The following is a 16,805-nucleotide window of genomic DNA, read 5'->3' as shown; positions in this document are numbered from 1 at the left end:
CTTCATCACGCTCTTTGCGCACCAAGGCGGCGCACGCGCACGCCCCAACCATGTGCGCGAACTGGCGTAGCACGCCGCCGCGCCACGCGGTAGAGGGATGGCACACAGCTTGCATGGCACTCGCCACTTCGCGGCCGGCCACGATGAAGCCAGCGACGACCCAACACCCACGACACCACCACTGCTCACGCCCATGACCCGCACTCTCTCCCGCTCCGCGCGCCGCGCCTTGCTGGCCGCATTGCTCGCCCTGCCCATCGTCGCCGATCTCGCGTTTCATGCGGGCCCCGCGCACGCCGACACGCTCGACAACATCGCCAAGGCCGGCGTGCTGAAGGTCGCCGTGCCCGAGGACTATCCGCCGTTCGGCTCGGTCGGCCCCGACATGAAGCCGCAGGGCTATGACATCGACACGGCCGCGCTGCTCGCCAAAGCGATGAACGTGAAGCTCGAACTCGTGCCGGTCAACAGCGCGAACCGCATTCCGTATCTGCAAACGGGCAAGGTCGACCTCGTGATCTCGTCGCTCGGCAAAACGCCCGAGCGCGAGAAGGTGATCGACTTTTCGAGCGCGTACGCGCCGTACTACCAAGGCGTGTTCGGTCCCGCCGACATCAAGGTGAGCGGTCCCGCCGATCTCACCGGCAAGACCGTCGGCGCGACGCGCGGCGCGCTCGAGGAAATCGGTCTCACGCAGATGGCGCCGAACGCGACGATCAAGCGCTTCGAGGACAACAACGCGACGATCGCCGCGTTCCTGTCCGGCCAGGTGCAGTTGATCGCGGCCGGCAACATCGTCGCGGCCGCGATCCTCGCGAAGAATCCGCCGCGCCGTCCGGAGCCGAAGTTCGTGATCAAGAACTCGCCGTGCTTCGTCGGCATGAACAAGAACGAGCCGCGCCTGCAACAGAAGGTCGATGCCGCGATCGCCCAGGCCAAACACGACGGCACGCTCGGTGCGATGTCGAAGAAGTGGTTCGGCGCACCGCTGCCCGCCGATCTGTAACTTCGCAAACGCGGTGGCATGCGCGGTCGCAAACGTAGTTGTAAGCGCGCCGTTAGCCGGACTTGATACCGTGACCGGCTGATCGCGCGACGCCAGGCCCCCGTCACCGCGACGCGACCACGACGCCGCCACGACACATCAAACGCCGAGACCCACACCCGATGAAGCTGACACCTCGCGAGAAGGACAAGCTGCTGATCTTCACCGCCGCGCTGCTCGCCGAACGGCGCCGCGCGCGCGGCCTCAAGCTGAACTATCCGGAGGCGGTCGCCTTCATCACCGCCGCGCTGATGGAGGCCGCGCGCGACGGCAAGAGCGTCGCCGAGGTGATGCACTATGGCACCACGCTGCTCACGCGCGCCGACGTGATGGAGGGCGTGCCCGAGATGATCCCCGACATCCAGGTCGAAGCGACGTTTCCCGACGGCACCAAGCTCGTCACCGTCCATCACCCGATTCCCTGAACTCCTCTTCGTCAAGGCAGGCCCCATGATTCCCGGCGAACTCCTCATCGACGACGGCGAGCACGAACTGAACGCGGGCCGCGCGACGGTCACGGTGGTCGTGTCGAATACCGGCGACCGTCCCGTGCAGATCGGCTCGCATTATCATTTCTACGAGGTGAACGACGCGCTGTCGTTCGATCGCGAAGCGGCGCGCGGCTTTCGCCTGAATATCGCGGCGGGCACCGCGGTGCGCTTCGAGCCCGGTCAGGAGCGCACGGTCGAACTCGTCGCGCTGGCCGGCGAGCGCATCGTCTACGGCTTCAACGGCAAGGTGATGGGCAAGCTGTGATGCGCTGCCCGCGCCCTGGCGTTTCGACCGCCCTGCTGCGCCTTGCCTTGCCTGTCGCTCGCTTGTAGCTCATTCCGGACCCACACCATGACACTACGCATTGGCCGCCGCGCGTACGCGGAGATGTTCGGCCCCACCACCGGCGACCGCGTGCGCCTCGCCGACACCGAACTGCTGATCGAGATCGAGCGCGACTTCACGACCTACGGCGAAGAGGTCAAGTTCGGCGGCGGCAAGGTGATTCGCGACGGCATGGGCCAGTCGCAGCGCGTGCATGCCGAGGTCGTCGATACCGTCGTGACGAATGCGGTGATCCTCGATCACTGGGGCGTCGTGAAGGCCGACATCGGCATCAAGGACGGCCGCATCGCGGCGATCGGCAAGGCCGGCAATCCCGACATCCAGCCGAATGTGACGATCGCGATTGGCGCGGCCACCGAAGTGATCGCGGGCGAAGGGCTGATCGTGACCGCGGGCGGCATCGATACGCACATCCACTTCATCAGCCCGCAGCAGATCGAGGAAGCGCTCGCGAGCGGCGTGACGACGATGCTCGGCGGCGGCACCGGCCCCGCGACCGGCACGAATGCGACCACCTGCACACCGGGGCCATGGCATCTCGAACGCATGCTGCAAGCGGCCGACGGCTATCCGATGAACCTCGGCTTTCTCGGCAAGGGCAACGTGAGCCAGCCGGCACCGCTCACCGAACAGATCGCCGCGGGCGCGATCGGTTTGAAGCTGCACGAGGACTGGGGCACGACGCCCGCGGCGATCGACAACTGCCTTGACGTCGCCGACGATACCGACACGCAGGTCGCGATCCACACGGATACGCTAAACGAAGCGGGCTTCGTCGAAGCGACCGTCGCCGCGTTCAAGGGCCGCACGATCCACACGTATCACACCGAAGGCGCGGGCGGCGGCCACGCCCCGGACATCATCAAGGTGTGCGGCGAAGCGAACGTGCTGCCGTCGTCGACGAATCCGACGCGGCCCTACACGGTCAACACGCTCGACGAGCATCTCGACATGCTGATGGTGTGCCATCACCTCGATCCGTCGATTGCCGAAGACATCGCGTTCGCCGAATCGCGGATTCGCCGCGAGACGATCGCCGCCGAGGACATCCTGCACGATCTCGGCGCGCTGTCGATGCTTTCTTCGGATTCGCAGGCGATGGGCCGCGTCGGCGAAGTGATCATCCGCACGTGGCAGACCGCGCACAAGATGAAGGTGCAACGCGGCGCGCTGCCCGAGGACAACGCGCGTCACGACAATTTCCGCGCGAAACGCTATGTCGCGAAGTACACGATCAATCCGGCGATCACGCACGGTATCGCGCATGAAGTCGGTTCGATCGAACCGGGCAAGTGGGCCGACCTCGTGTTCTGGGAGCCGGCGTTCTTTGGCATCAAGCCGTCGCTGATCCTGAAGGGCGGCATGATCGCGATGGCGCAGATGGGCGATCCGAATGCGTCGATTCCGACGCCGCAGCCCGTGCACTATCGCGAGATGTTCGCGGCGCGCGGCGGAGCGCTGGGCCGCACGTCGCTGACCTTCGTGTCGCAACTCGCCGCCGATGCGAATGTGGCCGAACGCTATGGTTTGCACAAGCGCATCGTCGCGGTGAAGAACTGCCGCAACGTGACGAAGGCCGACATGATTCACAACGCGTGGCGCCCGAACATCAGCGTCGATCCGGAAACCTATCAGGTGATCGCCGACGGCCAGTTGCTGACCTGCGATCCGGCCACCGTGCTGCCGATGGCGCAACGCTATTTCCTGTTCTGATCATGCGTACACTGAACAAACTTCTCGCGCCGCATCTGAAGCTCGCGCCGGTACTCGTCAAGCGTGCGCCGACCTTGACGCTCGCGTTCGATGAACGTCGCAAGAGCCGTCTCGCCGCGACGCTCGATGACGGCGAGGAAATCGCATTGCTGTTGCCGCGCGGCACCGTGCTGCGCGATGGCGACGTGCTCGTCGCCGATGATGGCGGGCTCGTGCGTGTCGTTGCGGCTGATGAAGCCGTGCTTGTCGTACGCGCATCCGACGCGTTGACGTTGACGCGCGCCGCCTATCACCTCGGTAATCGTCATACGCCGGTCGAAGTGGGCGCCGATTATCTGAAACTCGAATACGATCCGGTGCTCGCCGACATGCTCAAGCGCATCGGCGCGACGGTCGAGCAGGTGTCGCTGCCGTTTCAGCCTGAAGCCGGGGCGTATGGCGGTGGACATAAGCATGGGCACGACGAGACGTTCGCCGAGGACTATGCGATCGCGCAGCAGGTGTTTGGTGAGCATCATGGGCATGAGCATGCTCATGCCCATGAGGGCTCTTCGCACTCGCACGATCACGACCATGACCACGTGCACGACGAATCGTGCGGACATGGACACCACCCGCATCGTCATGCGCATCGCTGAATTCACCGCGCTGCTGCATCTCGCGTCGCCAGCACTGCCGATTGGCGCGTTCAGCTATTCGCAGGGTCTCGAAGCGGCGATTGAAGCGCAGCTCATCACCGATGCCGACTCCGCGCGCATATGGATCGAACGCGGCCTGACCGACGTGCTCGCGCGCGGCGAGTTGCCGTTCCTCGCGCAGCAGATCGAACGCTGGCGCACGCACGACGCAGTGGAACTCGCCGACGCCAACGCCGAATTCCTCGCGAGTCGCGAGTCCGCCGAACTGCGCCGCGAAACGGAGCAGATGGGCTGGTCGCTGCGACAGCTGTGCGTGTCGCTCGAATGGGGCGACGTGGCGAGGCGCGAAACGCTCGCGTCGCTGACGCCACTCGCGCAGCCGAGCGCGTTCGCATTCGCCGCTCACGCGCACAATGCTCCGGTCGATGCCGCGCTCGCCGCCTATGCGTTCAGCTGGGTCGAGAACCAGGCCGCCGCCGCGTTGAAGGCGGTGCCGCTCGGCCAGCTCGCGGGGCAACGCATCATCGTCGCGCTGCGTGAGCCGATCGTCGCGGCCGTCGCGCGCGCGCTGGCGACCTCGCGTGACGACCTCAACACGTTCGCGCCGCAGCTCGGCATTCTGTCGGCGCGCCACGAGTCGCAGTATTCGCGGCTCTTCCGCTCGTAGCACGATTCCCACGATCCATCATGAACGCATCTCATCATTCCGTTTCCCATACCGCGAGCCAGATCCGCACGAAGAAGCTGCCGCCGCTGCGCGTGGGCGTCGGCGGCCCGGTTGGCTCGGGCAAGACCACGCTGCTCGAAATGCTGTGCAAGGCGATGCGCGACCAGTACGACCTCGTCGCGATCACGAACGACATCTACACGAAAGAGGATCAGCGTCTGCTGACCGTCGCGGGCGCGCTGCCGGCCGAGCGCATCATGGGCGTCGAGACGGGCGGCTGCCCGCACACCGCGATCCGCGAGGACGCATCGATCAACCTCGAAGCGGTCGACCGCATGCTCACGCGTTTTCCGGATGCGGACATCGTGTTCATCGAATCGGGCGGCGACAACCTCGCGGCGACCTTCAGCCCGGAGCTGTCGGACCTGACGATCTACGTGATCGACGTCGCGGGCGGCGAGAAGATTCCGCGCAAGGGCGGACCTGGGATCACGAAGTCGGACCTGCTCGTGATCAACAAGACGGATCTCGCGCCGCTGGTGGGCGCGAACCTCGATGTGATGGCATCGGACGCGAAGAAGATGCGCGGCGAGCGGCCGTTTGTGATGTGCAATCTGAAGGCGCTCGAGGGTCTTGATGATGTGGTGAAGTTTATTGAAAAGAAGGGGTTGTTGAAGGTGTGAGGGTGGGTTTGGGAATGTCTGTTGTCGCGAAAATTGTGTGCGGCGGATCGTGGTCCTAGTCTTGACATTCGAAATTGATCCATATCCCCTTAATCAAGTAAGATTTTTCAATGCTTAGTGATTTTGGGGAGTTAAAAAAGAATACCCTATTACTAACTACCGCCCTCTCATTTGGCGCCTGAATACTGCCATAGGCTTGAGCATCACAACCAATCACTCTCTTCATTGCCTGCAACAAGACCGGATCATCGGATATTTCTTTGTTCCCGCAAAGAGCCGACAACCTCAATTCGTCCTCTGGCGTCAGAAATTTTCCCTGGCCAAGTAGCAGCAGCATCGCCGCAGAATATGCATTTGATGGCTCTGACAACGCTGATGGATTAAACGCACCAATCTGCCTCACAAAAAAATTAACCTCATCTATTGAAAAATTTTTGTTTGATCGTGCATCTATGCTTTCGATTTTTCCAAGATGGAGATGCGTTTGAACGGTGCCAATTGATGTCAGCACTCCATGACCAGGAATCACATAATTATACGTGACACTCCCCTCCATCCCACCTGAATTTACGACAATGGACAGGAATCCCATACCACTTGCTTTTACTGAAGGAAGATCATTCGCAACGTACGTATACTGCAAAAGATTCTTTTCTTTCTCGACCTTCAATTTTATCGCCACGGGACTAACCCGCATTCCATCCGCGTCACTGCTTTCGGCGATGAGATACTCTCCGATATATGTCTGTCCATTGAAGAATCTTCCGTGCACCGATTCCGCCCTCGCAACAGTAGACGCGACGAAAATCAAAGCGATGAGCAGCAAAGATCTTATTGCGAAATCAAACTGTCGATTTTTTAGCATCAACTGCCTCGACTGCTTCCGCAATACGTTGCGAATGGGTACCCCGCAGGAAATTCATCGACAGCCCATTCGGATTGACGTGAACACATCGCATTCGGGGAATGCCTAGGACTTTAACCAGCTGAGCTTTTTGCTTTTTGCTTGCTACGGCCATGTAGGTGCTCTGTAGGCGAATTCGATCAAACACCGCTCGCATCTGGCTCTCGCTTGCAGCACGCCACCCCACTTCGGTTGCGGAGAATGGGCGGCACGCATCGCAACCCCACCTCGAAACGCCTTTGCCAATCGTAACGCGTGCCGTGCACGCGCGCGGCGCGTGTTGTCCCACTGAAGCGCGAGGCAGCGCATGTGTATGGAGGAGTGATTTAGCATCGGCCCTAATCGCAACAAAGCCAATGAAACTCAAGAGCAGCCAAGTGCGCTACTCTCATCGCACCTCAAATGCTTAAGGATTCTTGACATGTTATCAATCACTTGCGATTGACATTTAATCTGCCGCTCATCGCCCCCATTCTTAGATACCGCCACACCATAGTTGGAAACTTGAGATTCGGTAGCGTCATAATTCCGGAATACCGAGTATTCGTACCCCGCCCTTATGAAATGAATCCGCGTGTAATCAACATTCTGTCGAAAATAGTGATTATAATAAAATTCCCCCTCATCTCCTTGTTTTGCAGAATAGGACATCTCTATTTCTCCAGGCTTCCCAAATCGATAAGTTATCGTTTGAGTTCGCTTATCCATGCACAACGCGATAGTTTTTGAAGCCATAGTCAAGCAGGAAAAAACCACCGATTCCGGTGACTTGCATAGCGAGGGCGCAGCTATAGCCAACTCGCAAAAAGCGCCGCCAAACAGCGTCATCGCGTAGATTACATACTTTATTGATTTCATCGCTCACCTGGCTCCCTATAATTTCTTGCGATAGTTTCATCGTAGCCCTCTTGCGCTGGACCGTTGTATCTCACTGCGAACCCATGCCAGTCTTTACTGGACAGAGCCTTTTTCAAGACCGGATCTGCCTTGATAAAAAAACAAACGCCTGAAGTTGATTAAGCTCAGACTCACTCACCGACGCAACATAGTCTTGCACATTATGGAAGCCCGTCGCCTTGAAATTGCTTCCTAATATCTGAAATCGTCCCCAAGATGAAGAAAGCAGTGCCGCATTTGAGTCGAGCGCATATGCTTCCAATAATTTTTCGTATTGAACCGTTTTTCTCCCGTAACCGCCTTGTAGGGGATTGGAAATGTGAGGATGGCTTTGATCGTATTTACCGTGGGTTGCGCGATGAAACAGATGTCGTTCGAAGAGAATAGTTGGCACCAAATCATCCCCCGAAGCCAATTCTTGGTCGGGTTTAAGGTACGGGCCTAACGAACCTGTTTCCGTTGATAGCCACGGCGGGCGCGACATAGTCACCCGCTACGGGCGCGTGCAGCGTCGCACCGTTCAGGCCGGTTACCTGGCCCCACGCTGCGCCGTGCACCGTTTGCATTTTGCCTATGCTGACGCTCGCACCCTGCGGAAGGATGCCGAGAACGGAGCCGTTAGGCGTCTTGCGCACGTGCAAACCTACCTGCGACGGGTCGGCAATCTGGCCGCTGCGACCCGGCAGGGGCTTGTCCTGTGCGTACTGCGTTAGCTGCCACTGCCGCGACCAGTACGCCGGTTTCTGCCGCTTAGGGAAGTTGCTGTCATAGTCGGCCTTGGACATCAGGTGCATGTACAGGCTGTAGAACGTCAGCTTCGTGCCGCGCGGAAACTCCATCTCGTGGCGCACGAGAGCAAAGCCCGTACTGTAGGGCGCCTGAAACGGCATGTTGCTGCCGCCCAGTGCCAGTTCGCTGACCGGATAATCGCTGTCGGCGCGGTAGGCGACCAGCACGCCATCTGCGATGCAGCGTAGTCCCGCGTCAAGGTCCAGCGCCTGACCTGCGCCGCCCTCAGTGACGTGAATCCCACCATGCCACATACCCTTGCGGCTAACGAGATACGAGCCGGACGGCTCGCTTGCCGCGAGCAGCCGGAAAACGTCCTGCTCATCAGTGAACTGTGCTGATGCCGTGGTATTGCCTTGCGGCTTGCGGAGGAAGGGAAAGGCGAATGCCGGTTGCTTGAGACGCGCTACATGTGGCTGTGGTGTCGGTGGTGCATTCGGTGCGGGATTGCTCGTCATGGATTCGGTGCGCTCCTGGATGAATAGGGCCGCACCACGATGACACACAGACAAGCAGCGTCAATTAGCCGACATCTGAATTTAAGCGAACAACTGTCAAACGCTTTTGCCGCAAGCTGCGGCGCGTCCGGTCGCGCGCTACGGGAATTCAGTCGCGCGGCTGTTCGCTCTCGAAATGTAGATGCGCAAGCAAGACCCGCAATTCGGGTATCACCCAGCCGTATCCTTGCGGCCACAGGAACAGCGGTTCGCCAAGGCCCCACCGGCTCACCTCGACCTGTTCCCGGCAGAAGCGCAACACGTCGAACGGCAGCCGGTCGAAGGCCTGCCCACCGTCAGCACGCTTTCGCCGCGCGTCAGACTCTACATCGGCGGCATCACAGCGCTGCTCGCACGTTTTTCCATGCGATGTATCTGATTGTCCGGACCATGGCGCGGCATCGATGTACCGACCTTCGCATCGATCGTTACAGCGATCGTGTATCTCTGGAGATGCAACACGTCAGCATTGGCCGCAACGCTGTGGCTAAACAACACCGTGAGAAAAAGACATAAAGAAGCCGCAGCATCCTCAGGACTTTCCGGAGGTGACCTAGCGCACCGGAGAGCCATTTCCTGCCGAGCTTTTCGACTGAACAGTCATGGCAAGGCGTTTGAGAGATTCGTGGCGTCGTTTGATCGCATCGCCAGAGAGAGCGTCCAGCGGAATCGTTGCGCATCGAGCAAAACGCAACACGCCGCATTGCACGACACCCGCTCACCTCTACTCCGGCAACAACGCCGCCAACACATCCACCGTCCTCGCCGTCGCCCCGCGATGCCTCGCCGCAAACGCGGCAGCCGCACCGCCCATCGCGAGCCGCCGCGACTTGTCGCCGAACAGCTCGCGCAGCGCGCGCGCCAGATCGGCCGGGTCCTGCACCTGCACGGCGGCACCGGCCGCGACCGCATCGGCGGTGGCTTGCGTGAAGTTGAAAACGTGCGGCCCGATCAGCACCGGCACGCCGACCGCGCACGCTTCGATCAGGTTCTGTCCGCCAAGCGGCAACAGACTGCCGCCGATAAACGCAAGATCCGACGCGGCGTAGTAAGCGCCCAACTCGCCCATCGAATCGCCGAGCAGCACGTTCACGTCGCGAGGCAGCGGCGCCACGCCATCGTCAGCGGTGCGCGCCGCCGACGCGACCTTCGCATCGGGCGCCCAACTCGATCGGCGTTCGAGCCGCAACCCCGCTTTCTCGACGAGCGCCGCGACTTCATTGAAGCGCTGCGGATGACGCGGCACCAGAAGCAGCAGCGCATCGTCGATGCCGAGCGCCGCGAACGCCTCGAGCACGAGCGCTTCTTCGCCCTCGCGCGTGCTCGCCGCGACCCACACGGGCCGCGTGCCGATCGCCGCGCGCCACGCGTGGCCGCGTGCCGCGAGTTCGGGCGGCGTGCTCATGTCGAACTTCAGATTGCCGAGCACCGCGACATTGCGCGCGCCGAGCGAGGTCAACCGCTCGGCATCGGACGGACTCTGCGCGAGCACGCGCGCGAAGCCGCCGAACACGTCTTTCGTCGCACCGCCGAATTTCGCCGCGCGCTTGAACGAACGCGCCGACATCCGCGCGTTGGTCAGCACGAGCGGCACGTCGGCGCGACGGCACTCGTCGATCAGGGTCGGCCACACCTCGGTTTCCATCACGAGACCGAGCGACGGCCGCCACCCGCGCAAGAAGCGCCGTACCGCATGCGGCATGTCGTACGGTAGATAACTGCGCAACACGCGGTCGCCGAAAATCTCGATGCCGGTCGCGCGGCCGCTCGGCGTCATGTGCGTAAGCAGAATGTGCGCGTCGGGGCGCGCCTTCATCAGCGCATCGATCAGCGGTTGCGCGGCGCGCGTCTCGCCGACCGACACCGCATGCACCCAGATCAACGGCGCGCTGTCCTCCAACAAGCGCCCGCGCGAGTAACCGAAGCGCTCGCCGATATGCTCGCGATAACCGCGCTCCTTACGCGAACGGATCAACAGACGCAGCACCGCAAGCGGCGCGATGAGCCACCAGAGCGCGCGATAGATCGCCCTTAGCATCGGCGCCCCGCGTGATTCGGAAAGCGCAGCGCGCTCACGCGCGCGATGCGGGCCGGCATCTGCCCGGCCCTCGAATCGACCGCCGCGCTCAAACCAGCGCCCTGCCCTTCAGGCGCTCGAGAATGCCGAGCGGCGCGCATTCCGGCTGCGCCATCGCCTTCACTGGCAGGAAGAAAGTCTGCTCCAGCATGAACTGGCCGGACATCACCGCATGCGAGGTCTGGTCGGAGAAGCATACCCACACGCTGCCCGGTGGAAACGGCATGGTCTGTTGCGGGCTCGTCTTCTGATAGTCGAGGTCGGCCTTCATGCCGTCGTGCAGACTGAGCATCAGATGATCGTATTCGCTGCGCAGCGATTTGGTCACGTGCAGCAGATTCAGCAGCCACGCGGAGCCGGGCATCTGCGGCTTGATACGCGGCAGGAAGCGCTGCGCCATATCCTCGAACGGCTCGCCGACGCGCCATACGCGCGGCACGCCATGCGGATTGACGTTGGTGAACACGCGCAGGATGCGCTCGCCGTAATTCGGCCGCGACGGAAACGCGTCGACGTGCAGACGGCTATCGTCCTTGCGCCACGAGGTTTCGCGAGTCTCGACCTGATGCAGCCGCAGGCTCGTCGGCGCGACCCGCAGCTTGCCGCTGTACTCGGGAAAGAGCCCGTCGACGAGCGTGCGCGCATTCGCCTGATAACGCGCGATCAACGCGCGCACCGCCGATTGCGTGACCGCATCGCCGGCCACGCCATGCAGCGCGCCGCCGTTCGGTTCGAGGCTGATGTTCTTGCGGTTCGGATCGGCGAGCGCCGGGTCGAGCAGCGCCTGCTCGCCACCGTCGATCGCGAAGCGCAGGTTCGGGAAGTACAGCACCTTGCCGCGCTCGACGCCGGCGAGCAGCGTCTCTCGAGGCACGGACAGGTTGCAGCCGTGCCAGTCGGCGTTCGCTACTTCGATGATCTGGGTTTCGTTCATGGTCGCCCTTTGGAACGGAGGGTGCGCAAGGCGAAGCGCACCGACAGGATGCAGCAGGTGCTGATGCCGGCCGGCCCGGGTTACAACAGCCCGAAGCCGGCAAGCACCGACTTCACCTGCTGCAGCGTAGGCGGCTGCCCCGCCGCGCCGAGATTGACGACGTTCGGCGACCAGTAGCCGCCGGTGCGCCACGCGGTCGAGAAATTGTACAACTCGACCGTGGGCCGCTTCAGCGCCGCCGCGATATGGACCAGACCTGTGTCAACCCCGACCGTCGCGGCCGCGCCATCGATCAGCCCCACCACCGCCGGCAGCGACAGCTTCGGCGGCACGATCGCGGCCGCGCCGAACTCCTTCGCGAGCCGCTCGCTGGTCGCGCGCTCGGCGTCGCTGCCCCACGGCAGCACGATCGACGCGCCGCGCCGCACCAGCGCCTGCCCGAGTTCGATCCACGCGGCATCGGGCCACTGCTTGTCGGCGCGCGAAGTCGCGTGCACGAACACCACGTACGGCACCGGCAGATTCAGATTCGCCTGCGACAGCGCGAGCGCGGCACGGCCCGTGTCGAGACCGAAGTCGATGTCGTCGGTGGGTTGCGGCGGCGGATCGTTCAGCGCCGCGGCCACCAGTTGACGCGTGCGTTCGACCACGTGCGTGCGCGGCGCGATCGGCACGCGCCGCCCGTAGAAAAAGCGCACCGGCCATTCGTAGCCGGCGCCTTCGGTACGGTTGCCGAGGCCGACGAGCGGTCCGCGCGCCATGTTCGCGACCCACGCGGTCTTGATGAGGCCCTGGCAGTCGATCACCAGATCGTAGTGCTCGGCGGCGAGCGCGCGGCGAAACGCGCCGATCTCGCGCCAGTTGTCGACGGACAGGATGCGCTTGCGCCAGCGCCGCAGCGACACCGGAATCGCGCGCCGCACGCCGCTCACGAGTTCCACGAGCCCGACGAAGCTTTCCTCGACGAGCCAGTCGATCTGCGCGTCGGGATGGCGGCGCCGGATGTCGGCGATCACGGGCATGTTGTGAACGACGTCGCCCAGCGACGACACCCTCACGATCAGTATCTTTTGCGCGCTCAAGAGTGGGAAAACCGGCTATCCGGCTCGAAGATGCGTTGAAAGGACCGCAATTCTAGCGCGCCGTCCATGAAAGACATGAAAAACGCGGCGCGGTAAGGCAACCCGCGCCGCGTTCGGTAGGGGCGACGCTTCGAGCCGTCTTAACGAACTTCGAAGCGCAGCGCCGCATCAGCCGTCAGAACGGCAGTTTCGCATCGGCCTTCTCCGCGAGAATCACGCGGCGGAAGTCGTCCTGGATGCGTTTGAGCGCCGCGTCGTTGTCGGCCTCGAAACGCATCACCACGACCGGCGTCGTGTTCGACGAACGCGCGAGGCCGAAGCCGTCCGGATACTCGACGCGCAGACCGTCGATCTTCACGACGTTGTCCGCGCCGGTGAACTTCGCGTTCTGCTGCATACGCGCGATCAGCTCGAAGTTCTCGCCTTCCTCGAGTTTCAGCTGCAGCTCGGGCGTGGAGTGCGAGTTCGGCAGCGAGTTCAGCAGCTTGCTCGGGTCGGCGACACGCGTGAGGATCTCGAGCAGACGCGCTCCCGTGTACAGGCCGTCGTCGAAACCATACCAGCGGTCCTTGAAGAACACGTGGCCGCTCATTTCGCCAGCCAGCGGCGCGCCGGTTTCGCGCAGCTTCGCCTTCACGAGCGAGTGGCCGGTCTTCCACATCAGCGGCTCGCCGCCCTTGTCCTTGACCCACTTCGCGAGATTGCGCGTGCACTTCACGTCGTAAATGATCTGCGCGCCCTTGTTGCGCGACAGCACATCTTCGGCGAACAGCATCAGCTGACGGTCCGGGTAGATGATCTGGCCGTCTTTGGTGACGACGCCGAGGCGGTCGCCGTCGCCGTCGAACGCGAAGCCGATTTCCGCATCCGTTTCCTTCAGCGCGCGAATCACGTCTTCGAGGTTCTCCGGGTGCGCCGGGTCCGGGTGGTGATTCGGGAAGTTGCCGTCGACTTCGGTGAACAGTTCGACGAGTTCGCAGCCGAGCTTCCTGAACAGCTTCGGCGCGAGCCCACCGGCCACGCCGTTGCCGGTATCGACGACGATCTTGATCGGACGCGCGAGCTTCACGTCGCTCGCGATGCGCTCGAGATACGCGTCGGCGATGTCGTACTCGGCGTAGCTGCCGCTGCCGTCGGCGAAGTTCTCGTCGACGATGCGCTGATGCAGCGCGAGAATCTGCTCGCCGTAAATGGCCGCGCCGCGCAGCACCATCTTGAAGCCGTTGTAGTCCGGCGGATTATGGCTACCCGTCACGACGATGCACGAGTCGACGCGGCGCTCGCCGCCCGCCAGTTGCAACGGTACGCTCGCCGCGAAATAGCCGACCGGCGTGGGCACCATGCCCACGTTCACGACATCGACGCCGGCCGCACGCAGGCCGTCGGACAGCGCCCCGATCAGCTCGGGGCCCGACAGGCGTCCGTCGCGCGCGACCACGACCGCGTCGCCGCCCTGCGCGCGCACTTCGCTGCCGAATGCGCGACCGATGGAACGCGCGGCGTCGGCGTCGAGCGTCTTGCCAATGACGCCACGAATGTCATACGCCTTGAAAATGGATTTGGAGATCATGTTGGCTCACTTGCGTGCAATGGAAAATTTTGACCTGCGCACCGATCTCGACCGGTAACAATCGCCGGTAAAAACGCGGTAAAAATTCGCGTTAAAAACCACGGTAATACTCACCTTAAAAACACCTGCTACCGCGCCTCGATGCGCCCTTGCCGGAAGCGGTCCGGTTCCAACTTATAATTGCGTTTTTCTGACCAGCCTGAATACCGCCATTCTAATGCCTAGACGCCCTCCATTTGTAAAGTTGCCGTGGCTGCCGGCCGGGCGGGCGAATGCGCATAGCGCCGCATGCATGGCCGTGCGAGGCGGCTTGACCGACGCGCAGCGGCGAGCGGCCAACGGATGCTGACGGTCAAGCGCTTCGCCAATCCCGACGTCACCCGAGCGTTGACGAACATCGTCTGGCTGGGTCTCGAGCGGCTCACGCAGATCGGCGTCGCAATCGTGATCAGCGGCATGCTCGCGCGTTACTTCGGGCCCGAAACGTTCGGCAAATGGCAGTACGCGAATACGCTGCTGCTGGTGCTGTCGCCGATCACCTGGGTCTGCGGCGCGGAAATCCTCGTACCGACCATCGTCAACCGGCCGCCCGAACAACTCGGCACCGTCCTCGGCAGCGCGTTCGCGTTGCGCTTCTCCGTCTCGGCCGTTGCGCTGCTGCTCACGTGGCTCGGCATTGCGCTGCACTTCTTCGAACCGCTCGTCGGTGCGATGCTCGCCGGCCTCGCGGTGACGATGCTGTTTCGCGAGCCGTTCGTCGGCGTGATCAACGCGTGGCTGCAAAGCATGACCTACAGCAAGCCGCAATTGCTGACCAGCATGAGCACCGCGGTGATCAAGGCGGCTCTCGTCTATCTGCTGGTGCGCGCGACGGCCGCGCCCGCGCGTTTCGGCTGGCTGTGGGCGCTCGAATCGGCGGCGATCGGCGCGGTGCTGTTGCTCTACTTCATGCGCCGGCATGGCGGCAAGCTGGGCTGGCATGTCGAACGTTCGCTCTTCAGGCACTTCGCGAGCGCGGGCACCGTGTTCTGGCTCGGGCTCATCTGTATGTATCTATTTCTGAAACTGGACCGGCTGATGCTCGAGCGCGCGATTTCGTTCGCCGACCTCGGTCGCTACTCGGCCGCCCAGCAGTTGAATGAAAACTGGATCACGCTCGCGCTGATGCTCGCGCAAACCATTGCGCCCGCATTCGTCTACCGCGTGCAAGGCATCGCGCAACTGCGCCGCAACATGTGGCGGCTCACCGCGCTGACCGCCGTGCTGATGGTGTGCGGCGCGTTCGTGCTCGATCTGCTCGCGGGCTTCATCATCCGCCGTGTGTTCGGGCCGGACTTCGAAGGCGCGATCGAAATCTTCCGCTGGGCCGTGTGGCTGTCGGTGCCGGCCGGCGTCGAGGCGATCGGCAATCTGGTCGTGCTCAAATATCAGGCCAGGTTCGTGTTGCTCGCCAAGTGGCTGCTCGCGCTCGCCGTCGCGTTCGCGGTCAATCTGCTGGCGATCCCGCGGCTCGGCGCGTATGGCGCGCTCGTCGGCCTCGCGGCCGGCTATCTGGCGGCCGCCTCGGTCAATCTTTATTACATCCGTTTCAAATTGCGCCCATGACGAATTCATCCGCCTCCGCGCAAACCACGCTCGACGACGTCGCGGTGCTGATACCCGCCTATAACGGCCAGGCGGACGTCGATTCTACGCTCGCGTCGTTCGAAGAAAGTGCGCTGGTGCACGTACTGATCGTCGATGACGGCAGCACGCCGCCGATCGTCGCGCCCACGCTGCCGAACCTGAAGATCGAAGTGCTGCGCATGGCGCAGAACGGCGGCATCGAGCGTGCGCTGCGAACCGGCATCGACGCGCTCGCGCAGCGCGGCTTTCGCTATGCGGCGCGCATCGACGCGGGCGATCGCGCGGTGCCGCGGCGGCTCGCGAAGCAGCGCGCGTTCATGCAAGCGCATCCGAACGTGGCGGGCCTCGGCATGTGGACCCAGGTCGTCACGCGCGCGGGCGAGCCGCTTTTCATGCTGACGCCGCCGGCCGAGCCGAACGTGATCCGGCGCCAGCGCTTTTTCCGCTCGTGCCTCGCGCATCCGTCGATGATGCTGCGTATCGATGCCGTCCGCACAGTCGGCAACTACCGCGCCGCGTATCGTTCGGCGGAGGACCTCGATCTGTTCGTACGTCTGATGGAACGCTATGACTGCGCGAATCTGCCGGAACCCGGCCTTTTCTATGAGCTGAACGAAGGCGGCATCAGCGCGACGAAACGGCGCCGGCAGATCGGTTCGACGCTGCGTTTGCAGTTGCGCTACTTCAACGTGGCCAACCCGTACGACTGGTTGGGCCTCGCGAAGAATCTGTTGCATCTGATGCTGCCTTATCGCACGTTGCAGCGGGTCAAGCGCGCGCTGCTCACGCCGCGCGCGAACCGTTGAGTCGCGCCGCGTGTGAGCGCTGTCGCTGTCGCTGTCGCTG

17 protein-coding genes and 1 pseudogene are annotated in these 16,805 nt (G+C 62.7%); 10 read left to right on the top strand and 8 right to left on the bottom strand.

Annotation, left to right across the window (positions count from 1 at the left end):
* The first annotated feature begins 193 nt into the window (after window positions 1–193).
* The 7 genes from F6X40_RS16460 to ureG all read left to right on the top strand — a co-directional run bounded on the left by F6X40_RS16460 (window position 194) and on the right by ureG (window position 5,583).
* The gene (locus F6X40_RS16460; RefSeq protein ID WP_090803364.1) at window positions 194–1,006 is read left to right on the top strand and encodes a transporter substrate-binding domain-containing protein; all 813 of its coding nucleotides are present in this window, start codon (window positions 194–196) and stop codon (window positions 1,004–1,006) included.
* 161 nt (window positions 1,007–1,167) lie between these two features.
* Window positions 1,168–1,470: an urease subunit gamma gene (ureA, locus tag F6X40_RS16455; protein ID WP_008923043.1), complete on the top strand. Its 303-nt coding sequence runs from the start codon at window positions 1,168–1,170 to the stop codon at window positions 1,468–1,470.
* Between the two features lie 25 nt (window positions 1,471–1,495).
* The gene (locus F6X40_RS16450; RefSeq protein ID WP_018419648.1) at window positions 1,496–1,801 is read left to right on the top strand and encodes an urease subunit beta; all 306 of its coding nucleotides are present in this window, start codon (window positions 1,496–1,498) and stop codon (window positions 1,799–1,801) included.
* An 87-nt stretch (window positions 1,802–1,888) separates the two neighbouring features.
* A complete protein-coding gene (gene ureC, locus F6X40_RS16445; RefSeq protein WP_187628543.1) occupies window positions 1,889–3,595 on the top strand; it encodes an urease subunit alpha in 1,707 nt (568 codons plus the stop codon).
* Window positions 3,596–3,597: 2 nt separating this feature from the next.
* On the top strand, window positions 3,598–4,233 hold the full coding sequence (gene ureE, locus F6X40_RS16440) for an urease accessory protein UreE (RefSeq protein ID WP_187628542.1): 636 nt from the start codon (window positions 3,598–3,600) through the stop codon (window positions 4,231–4,233).
* On the top strand, window positions 4,220–4,900 hold the full coding sequence (locus F6X40_RS16435; protein WP_187628578.1) for an urease accessory protein UreF: 681 nt from the start codon (window positions 4,220–4,222) through the stop codon (window positions 4,898–4,900). Before ureE ends, F6X40_RS16435 begins: the two co-directional genes overlap by 14 nt.
* Window positions 4,901–4,920: 20 nt before the next feature.
* A complete protein-coding gene (ureG, locus tag F6X40_RS16430; protein WP_187628541.1) occupies window positions 4,921–5,583 on the top strand; it encodes an urease accessory protein UreG in 663 nt (220 codons plus the stop codon).
* Window positions 5,584–5,638: 55 nt separating this feature from the next.
* Here ureG and F6X40_RS16425 read toward each other — a convergent pair whose 3' ends face one another.
* The 4 genes and pseudogenes from F6X40_RS16425 to F6X40_RS16405 all read right to left on the bottom strand — a co-directional run bounded on the left by F6X40_RS16425 (window position 5,639) and on the right by F6X40_RS16405 (window position 8,631).
* Entirely contained in the window at window positions 5,639–6,448 is an 810-nt protein-coding gene (locus tag F6X40_RS16425) for a hypothetical protein (protein WP_187628540.1), read from the bottom strand.
* Window positions 6,449–7,187: 739 nt separating this feature from the next.
* The gene (locus tag F6X40_RS16420; RefSeq protein WP_187628581.1) at window positions 7,188–7,385 is read right to left on the bottom strand and encodes a hypothetical protein; all 198 of its coding nucleotides are present in this window, start codon (window positions 7,383–7,385) and stop codon (window positions 7,188–7,190) included.
* Window positions 7,342–7,868 (bottom strand): annotated as a pseudogene (locus F6X40_RS43535) (N-acetylmuramidase domain-containing protein). The gene F6X40_RS16420 and the pseudogene F6X40_RS43535 overlap by 44 nt, the downstream one beginning before the upstream one ends.
* Window positions 7,813–8,631, bottom strand: a complete 819-nt coding sequence (locus F6X40_RS16405; RefSeq protein WP_262421471.1) for a hypothetical protein — start codon at window positions 8,629–8,631, stop codon at window positions 7,813–7,815. The pseudogene F6X40_RS43535 and the gene F6X40_RS16405 overlap by 56 nt, the downstream one beginning before the upstream one ends.
* 181 nt (window positions 8,632–8,812) lie before the next feature.
* Between F6X40_RS16405 and F6X40_RS16400 the strand changes: the two genes are divergently transcribed.
* Window positions 8,813–9,049: a hypothetical protein gene (locus F6X40_RS16400; RefSeq protein WP_187628537.1), complete on the top strand. Its 237-nt coding sequence runs from the start codon at window positions 8,813–8,815 to the stop codon at window positions 9,047–9,049.
* A 345-nt stretch (window positions 9,050–9,394) separates the two neighbouring features.
* Here F6X40_RS16400 and waaA read toward each other — a convergent pair whose 3' ends face one another.
* From waaA to F6X40_RS16380, 4 genes are all read right to left on the bottom strand, one after another.
* Entirely contained in the window at window positions 9,395–10,708 is a 1,314-nt protein-coding gene (waaA, locus tag F6X40_RS16395; protein WP_187628536.1) for a lipid IV(A) 3-deoxy-D-manno-octulosonic acid transferase, read from the bottom strand.
* Between the two features lie 88 nt (window positions 10,709–10,796).
* Complete coding sequence (locus F6X40_RS16390; protein ID WP_184020906.1) at window positions 10,797–11,681, bottom strand: Kdo hydroxylase family protein; 885 nt, start codon at window positions 11,679–11,681, stop codon at window positions 10,797–10,799.
* 80 nt (window positions 11,682–11,761) lie between these two features.
* Window positions 11,762–12,763 carry a lipopolysaccharide heptosyltransferase I gene (waaC, locus tag F6X40_RS16385; protein WP_187628535.1) on the bottom strand — a complete coding sequence of 334 codons (1,002 nt, stop codon included), beginning with the start codon at window positions 12,761–12,763 and terminating at the stop codon, window positions 11,762–11,764.
* A gap of 175 nt (window positions 12,764–12,938) precedes the next feature.
* Window positions 12,939–14,333: a phosphomannomutase/phosphoglucomutase gene (locus F6X40_RS16380; RefSeq protein ID WP_187628534.1), complete on the bottom strand. Its 1,395-nt coding sequence runs from the start codon at window positions 14,331–14,333 to the stop codon at window positions 12,939–12,941.
* Between the two features lie 342 nt (window positions 14,334–14,675).
* On the opposite strand from F6X40_RS16380, the gene F6X40_RS16375 reads away from it, so the two are divergent.
* Together F6X40_RS16375 and F6X40_RS16370 are read left to right on the top strand one after the other, a co-directional pair.
* Window positions 14,676–15,938, top strand: coding sequence for an oligosaccharide flippase family protein (locus F6X40_RS16375; protein WP_187628533.1), 1,263 nt, complete (start codon window positions 14,676–14,678; stop codon window positions 15,936–15,938).
* Window positions 15,935–16,765, top strand: coding sequence for a glycosyltransferase (locus F6X40_RS16370; protein WP_187628532.1), 831 nt, complete (start codon window positions 15,935–15,937; stop codon window positions 16,763–16,765). Before F6X40_RS16375 ends, F6X40_RS16370 begins: the two co-directional genes overlap by 4 nt.
* Window positions 16,766–16,805: the final 40 nt, after the last annotated feature.

Source organism: Paraburkholderia sp. UCT31, from assembly GCF_014397655.1.
In the GTDB taxonomy this organism is placed as follows: domain Bacteria; phylum Pseudomonadota; class Gammaproteobacteria; order Burkholderiales; family Burkholderiaceae; genus Paraburkholderia; species Paraburkholderia tuberum.
This window is presented reverse-complemented; position numbering and strand designations above follow the sequence as displayed.

Bases quoted from the DNA above. Each gene is read 5' to 3' on its own strand.
- F6X40_RS16460 (WP_090803364.1), top strand. From the start codon at position 194: ATGACCCGCACTCTCTCCCGCTCCGCGCGCCGCGCCTTGCTGGCCGCA.
- ureA (WP_008923043.1), top strand. From the start codon at position 1,168: ATGAAGCTGACACCTCGCGAGAAGGACAAGCTGCTGATCTTCACCGCC.
- F6X40_RS16450 (WP_018419648.1), top strand. From the start codon at position 1,496: ATGATTCCCGGCGAACTCCTCATCGACGACGGCGAGCACGAACTGAAC.
- ureC (WP_187628543.1), top strand. From the start codon at position 1,889: ATGACACTACGCATTGGCCGCCGCGCGTACGCGGAGATGTTCGGCCCC.
- ureE (WP_187628542.1), top strand. From the start codon at position 3,598: ATGCGTACACTGAACAAACTTCTCGCGCCGCATCTGAAGCTCGCGCCG.
- F6X40_RS16435 (WP_187628578.1), top strand. From the start codon at position 4,220: ATGCGCATCGCTGAATTCACCGCGCTGCTGCATCTCGCGTCGCCAGCA.
- ureG (WP_187628541.1), top strand. From the start codon at position 4,921: ATGAACGCATCTCATCATTCCGTTTCCCATACCGCGAGCCAGATCCGC.
- F6X40_RS16425 (WP_187628540.1), bottom strand. From the start codon at position 6,448: ATGCTAAAAAATCGACAGTTTGATTTCGCAATAAGATCTTTGCTGCTC.
- F6X40_RS16420 (WP_187628581.1), bottom strand. From the start codon at position 7,385: ATGAAACTATCGCAAGAAATTATAGGGAGCCAGGTGAGCGATGAAATC.
- F6X40_RS16405 (WP_262421471.1), bottom strand. From the start codon at position 8,631: ATGACGAGCAATCCCGCACCGAATGCACCACCGACACCACAGCCACAT.
- F6X40_RS16400 (WP_187628537.1), top strand. From the start codon at position 8,813: ATGCGCAAGCAAGACCCGCAATTCGGGTATCACCCAGCCGTATCCTTG.
- waaA (WP_187628536.1), bottom strand. From the start codon at position 10,708: ATGCTAAGGGCGATCTATCGCGCGCTCTGGTGGCTCATCGCGCCGCTT.
- F6X40_RS16390 (WP_184020906.1), bottom strand. From the start codon at position 11,681: ATGAACGAAACCCAGATCATCGAAGTAGCGAACGCCGACTGGCACGGC.
- F6X40_RS16380 (WP_187628534.1), bottom strand. From the start codon at position 14,333: ATGATCTCCAAATCCATTTTCAAGGCGTATGACATTCGTGGCGTCATT.
- F6X40_RS16375 (WP_187628533.1), top strand. From the start codon at position 14,676: ATGCTGACGGTCAAGCGCTTCGCCAATCCCGACGTCACCCGAGCGTTG.
- F6X40_RS16370 (WP_187628532.1), top strand. From the start codon at position 15,935: ATGACGAATTCATCCGCCTCCGCGCAAACCACGCTCGACGACGTCGCG.